We start from the raw sequence: 15,683 nt of genomic DNA on the forward strand, positions 1-15,683 counted from the left end.
CAATCGCTGCACCTCATGCCGCCTTTCGCGTGCCTGAATTACCCCGGTCGGCCGCAAGCTCGCGTTCGAGCGCCAGCAGCGCCTGCTCGACCTCGTCGAGGCGCGACGGCCGGTTGTTCTCAGGCATCCCTTCATTGGTTGCCTGGTCGATCAGGTATTCGGTCCAAGCCCAGTTCATCAGGATCGACCGTTTGGCTTCCACCGTTAGCGTAGGATCGCCGACCACGCCCATGGCGATGGCCAACTCTCCGGACCGGACCGGTCGTTTCGATTCGCTGCGTCGTCGAGGACGTGCCCGTATCTTTCCTGAAGGGCAGCCAGCCCTAGTCGATCCAGCGTCGCGTCTGAGAACGAGTGCTTCGACCTCTCCACTCGCGGAGGCTTTTCATTGACGCGGCGACTGCTGGCGTTGCCGATTTGCCCGGTCGGCCTTTGGACAATATAAGTAAGCCCCTGCCGCTCGGCGTAGCGGATGGCCGATTCCGGTGTCGGGAAGGCTAGCTCGACCTGGGTCAGCGTATCGTCGCCGCCGGTATAGCCCATCAGCGGTTCAATGAAGGGCGCTGTGCGCCGCTCGAAGATCAGCCGCCAGCCCTTCGTGCGGGCCTTGCCGGAGGTCGTCACCGCGCGGGACGGCTTGTAGATGCGCGCAACCGCGTCATCCGGGAATACTGAGCGCCCCATCGAAAGGGGCTTGTGCCGGTTGTCGTTCGACGGCCACGCTTGCGAAATTGAATTTCCAGTTGATCTGCTGATCTGTCTCGTCATCTCCATTGTTCATCCCTCCCTCTCTGGCGATGCAGCCGACGGCGGCCAGATGGCCCGCCGCCGGCGCCTGCCATGCGTCAACTCTTGATGGCGATGCGCTTGACCTGCGACTGCGCCTCTTCGCTCTTGGGCAAGGTCACGGTCAGCACGCCGTTTTTGAACCGCGCGTCGACTTGGTCGTCCTTGACCTCGTAGCCGAGCGGGATACGACGCTCGAAGCGGCCATAGAAACGCTCGGTGAAATGCCTGTCTTTGTCCTCCGTTTCGGAGCGCTTCTCGCCCTTCAACGTCAGCACGCCATCGTGGAGCAGGACTTCGATGTCCTTCTCTTCCAAGCCGGGCACTTCGGCGGTCACTTTGATCTCCTTCTCGCCGTCGGAGATCTCCACGCTCGGCCAACCGCCGCTGAAGGCGGACGCGCTAACGAGAGAGGGTAGGTTCGGCCCGAAGCCGCGGAAGACGTCGTCGAACAGCCTGTTCACCTCGCGATGCAACGAGAGAAACGGATCACGTTCGCCCTCGCGCAAGATACTGGGAACCTGATTGCCGTTGCTGCGGCCCCAGGGGATCAGATCACGGACACTCATTATTCTTCTCCTTTCTGTTCGTTCGACTGACAATGCTTTCCCGTCGGCGCCGGGAAGTGCCCGGCGCCTTGCGCAAATTACGCTGGGAGAGCTACCTCAGGCGGCCTGCTTGTCGGCCTCGATCTGCCTGGTCCCAACCTTGGGCAGCGCCTCGCCGGCCGCAATCTGGATCTTGCGCGGCTTCATCTCTTCGGGAACCTCGCGCTTGAGATCAATCGTCAGCAGACCATTGACCAGGCTGGCGCCCACGACCTTCACGTGGTCGGCCAGTTCAAAGCGGCGCTGGAATGTGCGGGCGGCAATTCCGCGATGCAGATACTGGCTGTTATCCTCGCCAGCCTTCTGACCGGACACCACGAGCATGTTCTGCTCCTGGGTGATGGTCAGTTCGTCCTGCGCGAAACCGGCCACCGCCATGGTGATGCGGTAGTCGTCCTCGCCGGTCTTGGCTATGTCATAAGGAGGCCAGTTGTCGATGGTCTCGACGCGGCTCGCAGCTTCGAGCGCGCTCAATATTCGGTCGAAGCCGATGCTCGACCGGAACAGGGGAGTAAAGTCGAAAGTGGTTCTCATAGCCACATCCTCCTTGTGAAGCAACATGGATACAAGTTGTTCTGCCGTTGGACGCTGTTGCATCGGCTCGGCTTTCCGACCCCGAAATGAGCGGCCGGCGATTTAAGATTTAGTTCAGTGGATTGGCTGTTCAAGAGCCGTCGGCATACCCATGTGACAGACCTCAACAGGTCCGAGATGCCGACCGGAATCCGGTATGTCCACCATAGAATGTGTCCTGCGTAGCGTTCACCATCCAGCTCCCGGGGCGTCTAGCTTGCGCCATCACTTCATGCACCTGTTCTAGATCCGCGATATATGCCCGTTGGTGAACGAGGGCGGACTGATCAGGGTCTTGGGAACGCCAGCGTCGTGGGCAATATCAACCGCGGGCTAGGCCGCGTACCTTCTGATAGCGCAATTTCGGCTGCATTCCTCTTGCGAACAAAAATGGAACAAAGGACTTGTAAAGCGACTCTTTACAGGGCACAGTCCATAAAGTCGCAAAGGTAGGGAGGCGGCCACATGCGAGCTGCAGTCCGGACAACAGAGCCTGGCCATCCTGGCGAGTTCGTCAAAAGCGAAATTGTCGAGGCCAACGGTCTATCGGTGACGGATGCCGCACAGGTACTAGGCGTGACCCGGCCGGCGCTCTCGGCCCTGCTTAACGGCCGTTCGGATTTGACGCCCCAAATGGCGGTTCGCATAGAGAAAGCCTTTGGCGTGTCTATCGAACAGTTGATGGAGATGCAGACCAGCTTTGACATCGCGGAAGTCCGTAAGCGGGCGGGCGAAATCAAGGTAGCGCCTTACAAGCCGAAGGCGGCTAAGGCGCGGGATGGGGTAAGAGATGACAAGTTCTAGATCGACCGCACGCTTGGAAAGCCCAGCGACAGCCGACGCGGCCGTTGCCATAGACTTCAAGCGCGTCGAATTGGCGCGCGCCCGCGTCATGGCAAGGGCTTGGGCAGAAACGATTCCGGAGACACGCCGCACCAGCCAAGCCGCCCTTTTCGCAAGGGCGGCAATAGAGGCATTTGCCGCGTGTGTGGCTCCTCGGCTGACCCTCAGCTCACCCTTTGTGACTGTCCGCGGAAAGCTCGATGCGACCGCGCGCCAGCTCGCCACATCTATTGGGCGTGAGGCGTCGATACTGCCCATCTTGGAAGGCGGCCACTTCTTGACCAGCCTCTACACGACCTTATTGCCAGGGAGGGAGCGCAGCGCCCTCGGCGCATTTTACACGCCTCCGGCGTTAACCCAACGCCTGCTCGATCTCGCCGATGAAGGGGGCGTTGACTGGTCAACTGCGCGAGTGCTCGACCCGGCGAGCGGCGGTGGCGCCTTCCTTTTGGAAGTCGCCGCGCGCATGCGCCTAGCACTTGAAGGCAGCGAGCCGGCTTTTGTCCTTGCCCAGCTAGGCACCCGTCTTTCGGGCCTCGAGCTTGATCCGCATGCGGCGTCCCTCTCACAGGCCGCGCTCGAAATCTTCCTATCCGATCTCAGTATGGCGAGCGGCCGCACTACACCAGTCTTCGTGAAAGTCTGTGACACGCTCGAAGAGACGCCCGTGGCGCAATATGACCTGGTGATCGGCAATCCACCTTACGGGCGCGTGACCCTCTCGGCTGCACAACGCGCCCGCTATGCACGCAGTCTGTACGGCCATGCCAACCTCTATGGCGTGTTCACTGACGTTGCGCTGAGATGGACACGACCGGGCGGCGTCATTGCCTACCTCACGCCCACGAGCGTTCTAGGTGGGCAGTATTACACTGCTTTGCGCCAGCTTCTCGCGGACCAGGCTCCACCCATCGCGATTGATTTTGTCCATGCCCGCCGTGGCGTCTTCGAGGATGTCCTGCAGGAAACCCTACTTGCGCTCTATCGCAAGGGCGGAAAGCGGGATCGTTTCCAAGTGCATTATCTCAATGTCGATAACGAGCGCGAGGCGCGTCTAACTAAGAACGGCAAAGTTGGCCTGCCGCTCGACGCCAGCGCACCGTGGCTCGCGCCCCGCGAGCCGGGCCATGTCGGGTTGATCAAGTCGGCCGAAGGCATGGCCGCCCGCTTGTCGGATTGGGGATATGGCGTTTCGACTGGGCCGCTTGTGTGGAACAGGTTCAAGCCTCGGATGCGCACCCGCGCGGCGCACGGACTGCACCCACTGATTTGGGCGGAGGCGGTAACGGCTGATGGGCGCTTTGAATTCCGAGCACAGAAGAAGAACCACGCACCCTACTTCAAGACGGAAGCCGGCGACGAATGGCTTGTGGTAGAGAAAGGGTGCGTCCTGGTGCAGCGCACGACTGCCAAGGAGCAATTGCGCCGCCTGATAGCTGCCGAATTGCCGCAGACCTTCATCGACACGCATGGTGGCGTCATCGTCGAAAACCACCTGAACATGGTGCGCGCGATCGGAAAGCCGAAAGTCTCCCCCGCGACCGTTGCCGCCGTGCTCAACAGCGACGTGGTCGATCAGATGTTCCGTTGCATCAGCGGGAGCGTCGCCGTGTCGGCGTTTGAATTGGAGGCCATTCCGCTGCCGCCTGCCTCGGCCATGACGCAAATCGAGCGACTTGTCGCGAAGGACTCTCCGCGTGCGGTCATCGAAAAGGCCCTACGCAGCCTCTATGGCCTCAAAGCATGACGCTCCCCCAGGTCCTATCGTGGAAGGCCATCCACGCACGCTTGCCGGAAATATTCCCGGAAGGCTTACAGAACCGCGAGCATTCAATCTGGGAAATCGCGGCCAAGACCATTTTTGTCATGCTCTACGCGGGCGCAGTCGAAGGCGCAGACCGATGGATTCGCCCTGATCAGGTCACGCGCATGACTGACGAGCAAGCGGCGCTGTCGGATGACGATGCACGCCACGCATGGGCAAAGGCTTCCATCAAGCCAAGCAAGGCGGACGTCCCCGGTCGCTGGTACGCGGTTAATACACGAGAATCTATCCGCGATGACACGATCCGATATGCTCTGATCCAAAATGGCGCTGTGATCGAGCGTCCCGGCCTTTCCACTACGTCGCCGGCCGGACGCTATGCTCTGCAGACTGACTTCGCGGATCTGCTGGCGCCCGGGCTTGATGAAGCAACGTTCATTGCGAAAGCGGCCGCTTGGCGGGACAAGCATCTCAATGCGGGCGCGCTCGCCCGAATTGCGATCGTTCGCAGGGGCGCGGCCGGTGGCGGCGCTTATGAGCTCGTGACGTTTCCTAACGGCGAAACCCGCCGCATGTCGACGGGGCCGAGCGCCGATATTTCAAAGGCGGTGATTGAAGTCTTTGCGCCGAAATTCCTGCAGAAGCCGGGAGTCATCACCCTGAGCGAGAGCGGCAATAAGGTAGTGGCCCGCGATGATGAGCTGGCCAAGGCGATCAGTCTGACAATCCCGGCGGACAAGAGTCTACCTGACATTGTGCTGGTCGATCTCGGCCCGGCGCATCCATTGCTGATCTTTGTCGAAGTTGTGCACACGGATGGCCCGGTCAACGATGCGCGCAAGACGAGCCTTTTACAAATTGCAGAAGGGGCTGGTTTTGCGCCACAGCACGTTGCGTTCGTGACCGCTTATCTCGATCGAGCCTCACCGACATTCCGTAAAACTGTCAGCAGCCTAGCCTGGGGTAGTTATGCCTGGTTCGCATCGGAGCCAGACAGTCTCATGGTGTTCAGCGGCAGGCCCATGCAGATCGAGGGAGGCTGACAGTGGGTTCGTGTGAGCTTTATAGTGGGTATGCGCCCTTTCTGACTCCAAGGAGAAGTTGGAGGGGCCGAAGCACTCCATCCGGACGGTAGGTCGAATCATAATTTCGTATTTCGTGGCGGTCGATGTCGCGAGTTAAGGACGTCAAAACTTGTGATCTGTGGACGGTTATAGAAGTCCGCGGAGACTTCGGGTCTGCTCACAGCAACGCCTGCCTCTCGACTAGGACGAATCCTCGGTAGATTCGGTGGAACGTTAGGCTATGATTGTGCAAAACCAATAATCGCTGGGGGGGGCGGTTCGGGGTGCGTGTTCGTCGACTTAAGATCACCAATTTTCGCGGGATCTCTCAAGGCAGCGTCGATTTCGACGGGCATACATTGCTCGTTGGGGGAAATAACATCGGAAAATCAACGATCTGTGAGGCGCTCGATCTCGTTCTCGGGCCTGAGAGATTGTTTCGCCGCCCCGTTATCGACGAACACGACTTTCACTGTGGCAAGTATCTCGACGACGACGGTGCGCCGATCGAGGTTCGGATCGAAGCCATTCTGGTCGATCTATCGGACGAGGCCAAGCGCCGATTCTGCGGCCATCTCAGGCGTTGGAACGACACGGCCTGCGTATTTATCGACGACGCCGACGACGCGCTTGACCACGCTGATGCAGCAGATGCGATGTGGGCGCTGCCGCTGCTGTTCGTGGGACGTTATGACCGTGATGAGGACGACTTCATCGGCAACACGTTCTTCGATCATCCCTCGAAGGACGTCGACCCCCTCGACGAGGAAACCGAAATTAGGCTTGGGCAGGGACGTGTGCCGTTCACGCGAATGCACAAGCGGCTGTGCGGCTTTGTCTTCCTCAGAACGCTACGAACCGGATCACGGGCACTGAGTCTCCAGCGAGGGTCGCTGCTCGACTCGGTGCTGAAGCTTGGCGGCACAGGCGCTGTCGAGATGTGGCAGGACACTCTTGCCAGGCTTCAGAGCCTTGATCCCGCCATTGGTGAGATCACGCAGCTGAAGCACATACGCGACGAAATTCGCGCGCGGATGGGACGTTTCATCAATCTGGCGCCGGGCGACGAGTCGACCGGGTTCTTTGCCTCCGACTTAACACGGGAGCATTTGCGCGAGGTCGTGCGGTTGTTCGTTGCCGCGCAGCCTGGTCAGCATCTCGTGCCATTCGGCCGGCTTGGCACTGGGTCGATCAATCTACTGGTCTTCGCGCTGCTGACGTTCATAGCGGAGTTGAAGGACAAGCAGTCGGTGATCTTCGCGATGGAGGAGCCGGAAATCGCACTGCCGCCGCACACTCAGCGCCGCGTCACCCGCTTCATTCTGGCGGAGATGGGACAGTCGATCGTCACCTCGCACTCGCCCTATGTGATCGAACAGTTCGACCCGGAGCAGATTGTCATTCTCAATCGGAATGAAACCGGCGCGCTCACCGGACAGCCGATCAATGTCGATGCAGTGAAGCCAAAGACCTTCAGGACTGAGCGGCGGCAGTTCGCTGAGGCGATCCTCAGCCGCGCGGTGCTGGTCGTAGAGGGATCGACCGAAGCATCGCTGTTCCCCGTTGCATCATCGATCATGGAGGCGAGTCTCGGCGCCGACGCTTATACCCACCTCGACCTCGCCGGCGTCAGCATCTTTAACGCCGGTGGAGATGGATCGGTGCCGCGCCACGGGTCGGTCTTTTCGGCGCTCGGCAAGCTCTCCTTCGGCTTCTACGACAAACCGAATGCGGCACTGACACCGGCGGCCACCGAAAAGCTGAAAGAGTACACCCAATTCTGGGAGTCGCCGGAGAAGGGCATCGAGACCGTCCTAGTGAAGCAGATGCCCGTCGCTGTGGTGCGTCGGTTCCTCGACGAGGTGAAGGATCGATCGGACTATCCGGCTGTGGGCACCTATGACCCAGCGGCCGTGGATGCAGACGTCGTCGCGCTAGCGAGCAAAGTACTGAAGGCGCGCAAGGGTGACGCCCATGGCTATGCCGCCATGCTCGTGGCCCAATGTCAGAACGCTGACGAACTGCCCGCGACAATCCGCGAAATTCTGGAAACGATCCACAAAGCGCTGAGTGCTGTGCCTGAAGACATCGCAGCACCTCCGATGGACGAACTTGAGGGTCTTCTTGGATGAAGATCGAACTGTGCGAGAAGCGCAAGGCGATCATCGCACAGCAGGGCCACCTGCTGGTTTTGGGCGGCCCGGGTTCCGGCAAGACGACGATCGCGTTGTTCAAGGCGCAGAAGCGGTTCGCTGATCTGAAGCCAGGCCAAGAGATCTTGTTCCTGAGTTTCTCGCGCGCGGCGATCCGCCAAGTTCTCCTCCGTTGCAAGGAAATCCTGACCCCAGCTGAACGGCGCACGGTGACCGTACAGACCTATCACGCCTTCTGTATGGAAATGCTTGAGGCTCACGGGCGGTTACTCGGCGGGAAGCCTATCCGCTTCCTCTACCCAGGAGATGAGCGGCTGCAGAAGTCGGCGTTTGAAGGCGACTGGAGTGTAGAGCGTCGGCGGCAGGCGGCTGAGATGGGCCTCTACAGCTTCGATCTCTTCGCGGCTGGAACGGCCGAGTTGTTCGAGCGGTGCGGGGCGTTGCGCGACCTCATCGCCGATCGCTTTCCGATGATCATCGTGGATGAGTTCCAGGACACGGACGACAATCAGTGGCGGATAGTGCAGGCGCTTTCCGGCGTAACCGACGTTTTCTGCCTTGCCGATCCCGAGCAGCGCATCTTTGACTATCGCGACGATATCGACCCGCGAAGGCTCGAGATTCTGCGCGAGACGACCAAGGTCTCGGAATTCGACCTTGGGGGAGAAAACCATCGCAGTCCGAACGCCGGCATCCTGAAGTTCGCGGATGCGGTGCTACGTAATCAAGCCCCGTTGCCGGCAACACCCGACGTCAAACAGGTGGCCTACTGGCCAAACGCGTTCGCCGCCACAGCGCATGCTGCTGTGATCTGGACGTTCTCTGTGCTCCGCAAGAAGGGCGTGACGAATCCGAGCGTAGCGGTGCTGTCGCGTAGTAACGCGCTGATTTCCGACCTGTCGACGATCCTGTCCGAGCCGCATACCTACAACAATCAGCCGCTCCCGGTCATAGAGCACGACGTCGTGTGGGATGCAGAGCTCTCCGCCGCCGCCGCGCTTGTCGTTGCATCGATACTCGAATGGCCGACAAGCCCGGCCAATGAGAGCCTAGTCCGGACCCTCCGGCTCATCTGCGCCTACTACAAGCTGAAGAACGCTGAGGACCCAACAAAGGCAGCGGCCGATCACGCGCGCAAGTACGACGAGGCCGCAGGAAAGGTGGAGAAGGGGGAAGCGCCGAGGATCAATGCAGCCAAAGCGCTGGTAACAGCCCATGCCAACGGCATCGATCTGATCGGCGAACCCGTAGCCGACTGGAAGGCCGCTCGTACCGTTCTGCAGGATGTTCCCGCGCTGGCCGAACTGTTCCGCGAGGTGCGGTTGGTTCGCCTCTTCAGGGCGACCGACGCGCTTGCCTCTGGCTTGGGCGAGCAATGGTTGGCTTTGGGCAGCTACGCCGGTGTGAGCGATCTCGTGAAGCGCATTCTCGAGCAAGAGCGGCTCATCGCTGTGGAGCGCGACCCCCAAGGGTGCGTGCTGATGAATATGCACAAATCCAAGGGCAAAGAATTTGACGGCGTCGTTCTCGTCGAAGGCGCGTTCAAGTCCGGCTTCTTCAACGAACGTGAGAAGCCGCCTTTCGAGCCGAGCCGGCGGCTGCTGCGTGTTGGTCTGACGCGCGCCAGGGCCCTAGTGACGATCGTACGGCCACAAAACGCGCGGCCACTGGTCGACTAGGAGGACCTATAGTGACCGAGACGACAGGCACTGGGAAATGGACGCAAGCGGGCGTCCCCCACAAGGGCTGGACCTGCATCGATATCGAGGAATTGGAAGAACAGGATCATCTCTGCGAGATGTGCGAGGCCCGACACATCCGCTTCGTCCATGTGATGGAGCATTCCGACCATGGCGAGACGCTCAGGGTCGGATGCGTCTGCGCGGGCCATATGGAAGAGGATCTTGTCGGAGCGCGTAAGCGCGAAGCTGGATTTAAGGGCGAGCGGAACCGGCGTAAACGCTGGCTGTCGCGTGAGTGGCTCGTCTCATCGGTTGGCAACGAGTTCCTGAACACCAACGATGGCTTCAACGTCGTGGTCTATCCCAAAGGCGCAATTTGGGGAGCGCGAGTTCAGCACCGTGGGAGCGGCTACCAGAGAACGTCTAAGCTTCCCTACCAAACGCAAGATCAGGCGAAGCTTGCTGCCTTCGACGCGATGATCGGGATGAAGCACAGCGCTCCTTGGATAAATCGATGAGGTCGACGGTATGGGCAAAGATCACACAAGCAAAGAGCACTCGGCCGAGGGTGCGGCGCTCGGCTTTTGGTATCAGTCCTTCTACGCGCTCCGCACTCTGGTGATGCTGACCACTGACGACGCGGCGATCGGCGTCGAGCAGCTCGATGACGTGGAGCTCAAGGCTGACGGGCAGACGCTGCTCTATCAGCTCAAGCACTCGATCAGCGCTGTGCCAGTATCCATCACCATCAAGTCGACGTCCCTCTGGCGAACAATGAAGGTCTGGATCGATGCGCTACCGTCTCTGAACTTGGCCGAGACTACGCTGCACCTCGTTACCGTTGGAGGGATTTCCGCAGAGAGCTCCCTTAGTGCGTTGACAGATCTTGAGGCCGATCGCTCCGATTTAGTCGCAGCGATGACGGCGGAGGCCAATCGCGTCATAGAAGCGCGTCAAGCCGCCGCGAAGGCTAACAAGGCACTGCCCTACGCCGACCGCGTTCACGGTTGTGCCGCCTTTCTCGGTCTCTCAGAGCCCGAACGGCTGAACCTGCTTCGTCGTGTCCAGATACGGCCCGACAGTCCGACGGTCGCGGAAGTCGAGCAGGAGATCGCAGGCCACTTTCACATCGTACTCCCCGCGCATCGCCCGGCCGTGGCGACGCGTCTCATCGAGTGGTGGGACCGGCAGATCGTTTATGCTCTGTGCGGCGAACGCGAGCGCGTCATCACACGGGCTGAGCTGCAGGCACAGATCATGGCGATTGTTGCCGACCTTGAGCAGGGCAAGCTCGTTCCCGAATTCGAGACGGTCAGCCAACCCGAGGACTACCAACCGGATAGTATGCTGGCGCGGCAAATCGAGCTGGTGAAGGGCAAGTCCTTTGATCTCGAGCGCGCCATTCGGGAGGAGTGGAAGGCACGCGAACAACGGGCTCGGTGGCTCGCTAGCAACCCTGCCATGGCGACGAGGATCACCGAATACGACCATATTCTGCGAGAGCACTGGGCCGATAGGCACGCTGAAATGGTAGACAGCTGCGCTGCGTTACAAGATGACGAGAAATGCGCGTCGGGGCTGAATCTTCTGCGCTGGACTCACAACGACGCGCCGACGACCGTTCGCCCTATCGCCGAAGGCTGGGGCGCGGCCTACTATGTGCGCGGGAGCTATCAGGTGCTCGCGATCAACCTGAAGGTAGGGTGGCATCCTGAATATGAAAACGTGCTCGGTGGTGAGAAATGAGGATCGCCCACGACGTCTATGCCGAGACAAATCCCGCGTTCTGCGCTTCCGCCCTCGTCGAGTTCACCAAAACGTATGCGTCGGTCCGGCCCGACGGGCCGGAGACGCCAGCCGCGTATCTGGCGCTGCCTATCGCGCTTTCGGGCGAGCTCGCCAGTACTTTCACCGGAACCAATAAGAATACCGGCTTGCTCGAATGGTTGGAGCGCAGTCCACAGGTCCAGGTCGGACTCGCCAAGCGGGTGAACGCTTCACTGGACATCGTTACTGAGGCGATTCGATTTGGGTGCTTCACGCAGTTGCTGATTTTTGGCGAAGGGGCCTTCCTTAGACTTGGAGACAAGAAGTTGAAGCCGAGCGCGATCAGCGCTCTCGGCGATGAGCCGGCGCAGACGATTAAGCGTGCCGGGCGGCTCGGGCATTGGTTTGCAACTGCCGGCTCGACCCGGACGGTTTTCGACATGATGGGGATAACGGCATGACACGCTGGAACATCGCTACGATTTTCTTCCTGGGCGTGTCTGGGCAGCGCCGAGAGGTGACTTTCGCGGCTGACGAACTGAATATCATTACAGGCGCTTCCGGTACCGGCAAATCGACCCTTATCAAGGCGATCGACTACTGCCTCGGCTCGAGCAAGTGCGAGTTGCCCGCCCATGTTCGTCGGCGCAGCATCGCGGTTGGCGTAAAATGGGTCGCAGGCGATGCGGAGATGATCATCGGGCGCGTGATCCCGCCGGTAGGTCAGGCAACCAGCACGCGTATGTTCACCTCCACCGGTCGAAATTTGCCGCTACCTGAGACGGTAGACGAGTTCGAGGGTACGACGACAGTTGAGGCCGCGAAGGCCTTCATCGAGCGGGCGTTCGGGATTGGCGATGTTATTTCGGAGCCAGATGCCGCTGCCGCGCGTGGGCGCGCCACCGTGCGCCACGTCACACCCTATCTGTTTGTGACCAAGGAGGTCATCTATAGCGAGTCAACCCTGCTCCACGGCTTGGAGAAAGCGGACAAAGCGCGCGACATCATCGCGGCCATGCCATACTTCCTTCGCGCAACCGACGAGGCGAGCGCGATTGACGAGCGGCGGCTGCGGCAGCTGCAGCGGGCGCTCGAAAAAGAGGAGGCGAAAGCGCGCTCGCGCGCGGCTGCCGAGACAGCGCTCAAGCAGCGCGCAACCAATCTTCTTACCGAAGCTCACCGAATAGGGCTGGCCAAGTCGCCCTCGCTGGACGCGCCGGAAGCCACGCTTCTCGCCGAATTGAAGACGATAGGTGAGACGCCGCTTCAGGCGAATACCTACCCGGACGAGGGTGAACTAGGAGCCCTCAATCGGCGACGTCGAGAGATCCTGGCCGAAGTCAGTGCGCTACGTCGGCACTTGCAGGCGACCCGGACGGCGCTGCGTGAGGCGACGGGCTTCCAAGGCGCTGTTTTGCGTCAGCGTGACAAGCTCATGCTAGCCGAGCATCTGCATCTCGACGGTATCGCCGAAGTTTGTCCGGTTTGCGAGGCACCGTCCGAGCGCGGACGCGAGGCAGCCCGGGCCCTGCGGACCACTCTGACGAAAGTGCGTGCGGAGAGCGTAGCGGTGGAGCGCGTGAGGCCCCGGCTTGTCGAGCATGATCGTGCACTTGAGGAGGAGATAGGCCAGCTCAATATCGAGCTGCGCCGCATCGACGATCAGATTCAAACTTGGCTGCGCCAAAGCGAGGAGACCCGCCGGTTGGCCGATCTTGGCCAACTCCGAGCACATCTGCTTGGCCGGATCTCTTTCTTTCTTGAAGCGAGTGTCGACGAACCACGTCAGGCCACGCGCGATCTTAGCGTATTGCGAGCTGAGATCGCCGAGTTGGAGGCCCGAGTCGATAAGGAGGCGAAGGAGATCAAGCTGCGGCGGGCGGAGGCGAGAATCTCGCAGTTTGCGTCTGAGGCATTTGTCGCGCTGCCGACTGTGGCGCCCTGCATCGGGTCAGAGCTCGACTTCTCGTCGCGGCAGCCGGAAGTTACGGTCATTGAGGAGGAGAGCGGTGCTGTTCTGCGGCTTCCTGACGTTGGATCTGATCAAAACTACCTAGCGATCCACATCGCGCTCTCCTTTGCGTTACAGCGCTACTTCCAGACCGTGAATGCGCCGGTGCCAGGTCTGCTCGTGCTCGACCAGATCAGTCGACCCTATTTCCCGACAAGCGGCGAGGACGAGGACGAGGCAGAAATTTCCGGCGATGAGGAAGACGAGGACGTGCAAGCGATGCGCAAACACATCGACTTCCTATTTTCCGAGACGGCTCGGCGGAAGGGGCTACAGGTCTTGCTCATCGAGCACGCCTATTTCGCGGACGACCCCCGCTATGTGAACGCCACACGGGAGCGGTGGACACGGGCCTCGGGACAGGCCCTTATTCCGCTCAATTGGCCAGCTCGCGGCGACGAATAGCGTTCGGAATTTAGGCCATCCGTCATTCTACTCATATAGATATTGCTCGTATTCGCGGCGAGAGTAGGACTCCAGAGTCTGTCCGAAGTTTTTATGTATATTTCGGACGAATGACTGGACAGAGGCCGTCGTGTACTTATGGGGGGGCGGCGAGGACCAGCAGTCCACGTAGCACTTCATGGGCGAATGGAAGTTTGATCGGCCGGATTCGCGCCACGATCAGAAATCCCGGCTTATAAGAGAGAGCATCCGTGGACGGAGCAGCGATCAGACTCGCTGAGCTCAAGTGATGGCGCGCGGGAGTTATCGTCCTTCACACCTTCCGTCGTATCCTTCCATCAACCGATTACTGAAGCGGGGGATAGCTATGGCGGACTTACCAGTGCATCAAAAAGCGCGGCATGTGAGCCGAGAGGAACTGTACACGCTGGTCTGGCAAAAGCCGATGACCCGTCTCGCGGAAAAGTTCGGGATTAGCGGCAATGGACTTGCCAAGATATGCGACAGGATGGACGTGCCATATCCACCACGCGGCTATTGGGCCAAAAAGGAGGCGGGCAAGCCGGTAGTTGTATTCAAGCTACCACCTCGCAGGGACGGCATTCCGCAGGTAACTGATATCCATCCCACGCTCCCCAAGCCAGCGCCGTTGCCGGAAGCCGAGAGGTCCGCGACGGTCGCCGCCGCCAAGGTAGAAGCCATTGCCGTGCCGGATGGCCTGGATAATCTTCATCCGCGCGTGAAAGCGTGGATTGTGGAGCACAAGAAGCAGCAGAGAGAACGCGAACAAGAGAGCAAACGGCGAAGATACGAAACCTGGTGGACACCCCGAGTGCTCCCCGATCTGACCGAACGCGACCTATATCGTTTCCGGGTCACGAGTGCGATTTTTACGGGCGTCGAGAAAGCGGGCGGCAAAATTGAGAAGTCACCGATGACAGGAAGAGTGACCTTCGAGATTGCGAACCACGCCGTTGAATGCTCGATCGTGGAGAAGTTGGTGAAGTCGCTTAAGCAGCGCGACGAAACACGGAAGTGGACAGCCTATCCCGACCACCATCAATCCGGCCTCGACTCGTCAGGCTTCCTGCGCGTGTCGATCACTACGTACCTGGATGGCCGGCAGCCTCAATGGATCGAAAGCCAGAAGACAAAGATTGGCGACATGCTGCCTGAGATCGTCGGCACCATCATGGCGGCGGGGCCGATCTTAGAACAGAAGAAGCGCGAGCAAGAGGAATGGCAGAAACAGTATCGCAAGGAAGAGGCGCGGCGGTACGAGGCAAGGCGTCTCAAGGAAATCGACGACAAACGCTGGAATAAGCTCTGCGAATTTGCGGCGAATTGGGAACAGCGCGACAGGCTTCTTGTGCTTCTAGCCGAAGTGGAAAAGCGTGCCTTCGACGAAGGCGATATCATCGTCGGCGACAGCGCCTTGAGCGCTTGGATCGCATGGGCAAAAGAACGTGTCGAGGCGCTCGATCCTCTTCGTCAGGGCGCGGCGGGAATGTTCGATACGATTTCGAAGGTTTCGCAATGGTCATGAGCGAAGGGCGCATCACCGACGCGAGCGCCAGGCACCCTAGTTTGCAGCGCCCCGTCGCGGGAGTGCTGTCTGCACAGACCAGCACATTTGGAATCGTTCACGGGGAGATGGCGCACCCATCAGGATTCGAACCTGAGGCCTCTACCTTCGGAGGGTAGCGCTCTATCCAGCTGAGCTATGGGTGCATCTATCTTCAAATAGTGTCCGAGGTCGACCAGGGTCAATCTCGATTTCAACTTTCAAACGATCGCAAACGGTGCGAGCCCGAGGCACTGCCGATTGTGGTCGTTCGTACTCTACAGCTTCCTTCAGTTTGCTTCCGCGGCGCTTCCGTGACCACGGAAGCAGTTTCTCTGCTTCCTTCGAGTTTCGCCAATCGCTTGGTTTCCCTCGTCTTTTTTGACCCTCGCCCACAACACGCTTGACTTAGCCTTGCCTTCGGAGGGCAACGCTCTATCCAGCTGAGCTACGGGTGCCTGA

At 59.9% G+C, this 15,683-nt stretch carries 12 protein-coding genes, 1 tRNA gene and 1 pseudogene; 10 read left to right on the top strand and 4 right to left on the bottom strand.

The window, feature by feature from the left end; all coding sequences use genetic code 11:
- Nucleotides 1–13: 13 nt before the first annotated feature.
- The 3 genes and pseudogenes from OCA5_RS01750 to OCA5_RS01760 all read right to left on the bottom strand — a co-directional run bounded on the left by OCA5_RS01750 (nt 14) and on the right by OCA5_RS01760 (nt 1,928).
- A pseudogene (locus OCA5_RS01750) lies at nt 14–774 on the bottom strand (NADH dehydrogenase ubiquinone Fe-S protein 4).
- Nucleotides 775–845: 71 nt separating this feature from the next.
- A complete protein-coding gene (locus OCA5_RS01755) occupies nt 846–1,355 on the bottom strand; it encodes an Hsp20/alpha crystallin family protein (protein ID WP_012561342.1) in 510 nt (169 codons plus the stop codon).
- Nucleotides 1,356–1,451: 96 nt separating this feature from the next.
- Nucleotides 1,452–1,928 carry an Hsp20 family protein gene (locus OCA5_RS01760; RefSeq protein WP_012561341.1) on the bottom strand — a complete coding sequence of 159 codons (477 nt, stop codon included), beginning with the start codon at nt 1,926–1,928 and terminating at the stop codon, nt 1,452–1,454.
- Nucleotides 1,929–2,432: 504 nt separating this feature from the next.
- Here OCA5_RS01760 and OCA5_RS01765 point away from each other — a divergent pair.
- The 10 genes from OCA5_RS01765 to OCA5_RS01810 all read left to right on the top strand — a co-directional run bounded on the left by OCA5_RS01765 (nt 2,433) and on the right by OCA5_RS01810 (nt 15,203).
- Entirely contained in the window at nt 2,433–2,771 is a 339-nt protein-coding gene (locus OCA5_RS01765; protein ID WP_012561340.1) for a HigA family addiction module antitoxin, read from the top strand.
- Between the two features lie 316 nt (nt 2,772–3,087).
- Nucleotides 3,088–4,557, top strand: a complete 1,470-nt coding sequence (locus tag OCA5_RS01770) for an HsdM family class I SAM-dependent methyltransferase (protein WP_244396121.1) — start codon at nt 3,088–3,090, stop codon at nt 4,555–4,557.
- Nucleotides 4,554–5,618 (top strand): BsuBI/PstI family type II restriction endonuclease, encoded by a 1,065-nt coding sequence (locus OCA5_RS01775; RefSeq protein ID WP_012561338.1) that lies wholly within the window; start codon nt 4,554–4,556, stop codon nt 5,616–5,618. Before OCA5_RS01770 ends, OCA5_RS01775 begins: the two co-directional genes overlap by 4 nt.
- A 305-nt stretch (nt 5,619–5,923) precedes the next feature.
- Complete coding sequence (locus OCA5_RS01780) at nt 5,924–7,771, top strand: ATP-dependent nuclease (RefSeq protein WP_012561337.1); 1,848 nt, start codon at nt 5,924–5,926, stop codon at nt 7,769–7,771.
- Entirely contained in the window at nt 7,768–9,471 is a 1,704-nt protein-coding gene (locus OCA5_RS01785; protein ID WP_012561336.1) for a UvrD-helicase domain-containing protein, read from the top strand. The genes OCA5_RS01780 and OCA5_RS01785 overlap by 4 nt, the downstream gene beginning before the upstream one ends.
- A gap of 11 nt (nt 9,472–9,482) precedes the next feature.
- Nucleotides 9,483–9,992: a hypothetical protein gene (locus OCA5_RS01790; RefSeq protein ID WP_012561335.1), complete on the top strand. Its 510-nt coding sequence runs from the start codon at nt 9,483–9,485 to the stop codon at nt 9,990–9,992.
- Between the two features lie 10 nt (nt 9,993–10,002).
- Nucleotides 10,003–11,220 (top strand): ABC-three component system protein, encoded by a 1,218-nt coding sequence (locus OCA5_RS01795; protein ID WP_012561334.1) that lies wholly within the window; start codon nt 10,003–10,005, stop codon nt 11,218–11,220.
- Nucleotides 11,217–11,702, top strand: coding sequence for a three component ABC system middle component (locus OCA5_RS01800; RefSeq protein ID WP_013912762.1), 486 nt, complete (start codon nt 11,217–11,219; stop codon nt 11,700–11,702). The genes OCA5_RS01795 and OCA5_RS01800 overlap by 4 nt, the downstream gene beginning before the upstream one ends.
- On the top strand, nt 11,699–13,657 hold the full coding sequence (locus tag OCA5_RS01805; RefSeq protein ID WP_012561332.1) for a DUF3732 domain-containing protein: 1,959 nt from the start codon (nt 11,699–11,701) through the stop codon (nt 13,655–13,657). The genes OCA5_RS01800 and OCA5_RS01805 overlap by 4 nt, the downstream gene beginning before the upstream one ends.
- A 367-nt stretch (nt 13,658–14,024) precedes the next feature.
- Complete coding sequence (locus OCA5_RS01810; protein ID WP_013912763.1) at nt 14,025–15,203, top strand: hypothetical protein; 1,179 nt, start codon at nt 14,025–14,027, stop codon at nt 15,201–15,203.
- Between the two features lie 108 nt (nt 15,204–15,311).
- Here the strand turns inward: OCA5_RS01810 and OCA5_RS01815 are convergent.
- Nucleotides 15,312–15,388 (bottom strand) — tRNA-Arg (locus tag OCA5_RS01815).
- Nucleotides 15,389–15,683 lie beyond the last annotated feature (295 nt).

Origin of the sequence: Afipia carboxidovorans OM5 (assembly GCF_000218565.1) — a bacterium.
GTDB lineage: Bacteria > Pseudomonadota > Alphaproteobacteria > Rhizobiales > Xanthobacteraceae > Afipia > Afipia carboxidovorans.

Bases quoted from the DNA above. Each gene is read 5' to 3' on its own strand.
- OCA5_RS01765 (WP_012561340.1), top strand. From the start codon at position 2,433: ATGCGAGCTGCAGTCCGGACAACAGAGCCTGGCCATCCTGGCGAGTTC.
- OCA5_RS01755 (WP_012561342.1), bottom strand. From the start codon at position 1,355: ATGAGTGTCCGTGATCTGATCCCCTGGGGCCGCAGCAACGGCAATCAG.
- OCA5_RS01760 (WP_012561341.1), bottom strand. From the start codon at position 1,928: ATGAGAACCACTTTCGACTTTACTCCCCTGTTCCGGTCGAGCATCGGC.
- OCA5_RS01795 (WP_012561334.1), top strand. From the start codon at position 10,003: ATGGGCAAAGATCACACAAGCAAAGAGCACTCGGCCGAGGGTGCGGCG.
- OCA5_RS01800 (WP_013912762.1), top strand. From the start codon at position 11,217: ATGAGGATCGCCCACGACGTCTATGCCGAGACAAATCCCGCGTTCTGC.
- OCA5_RS01785 (WP_012561336.1), top strand. From the start codon at position 7,768: ATGAAGATCGAACTGTGCGAGAAGCGCAAGGCGATCATCGCACAGCAG.
- OCA5_RS01805 (WP_012561332.1), top strand. From the start codon at position 11,699: ATGACACGCTGGAACATCGCTACGATTTTCTTCCTGGGCGTGTCTGGG.
- OCA5_RS01810 (WP_013912763.1), top strand. From the start codon at position 14,025: ATGGCGGACTTACCAGTGCATCAAAAAGCGCGGCATGTGAGCCGAGAG.
- OCA5_RS01775 (WP_012561338.1), top strand. From the start codon at position 4,554: ATGACGCTCCCCCAGGTCCTATCGTGGAAGGCCATCCACGCACGCTTG.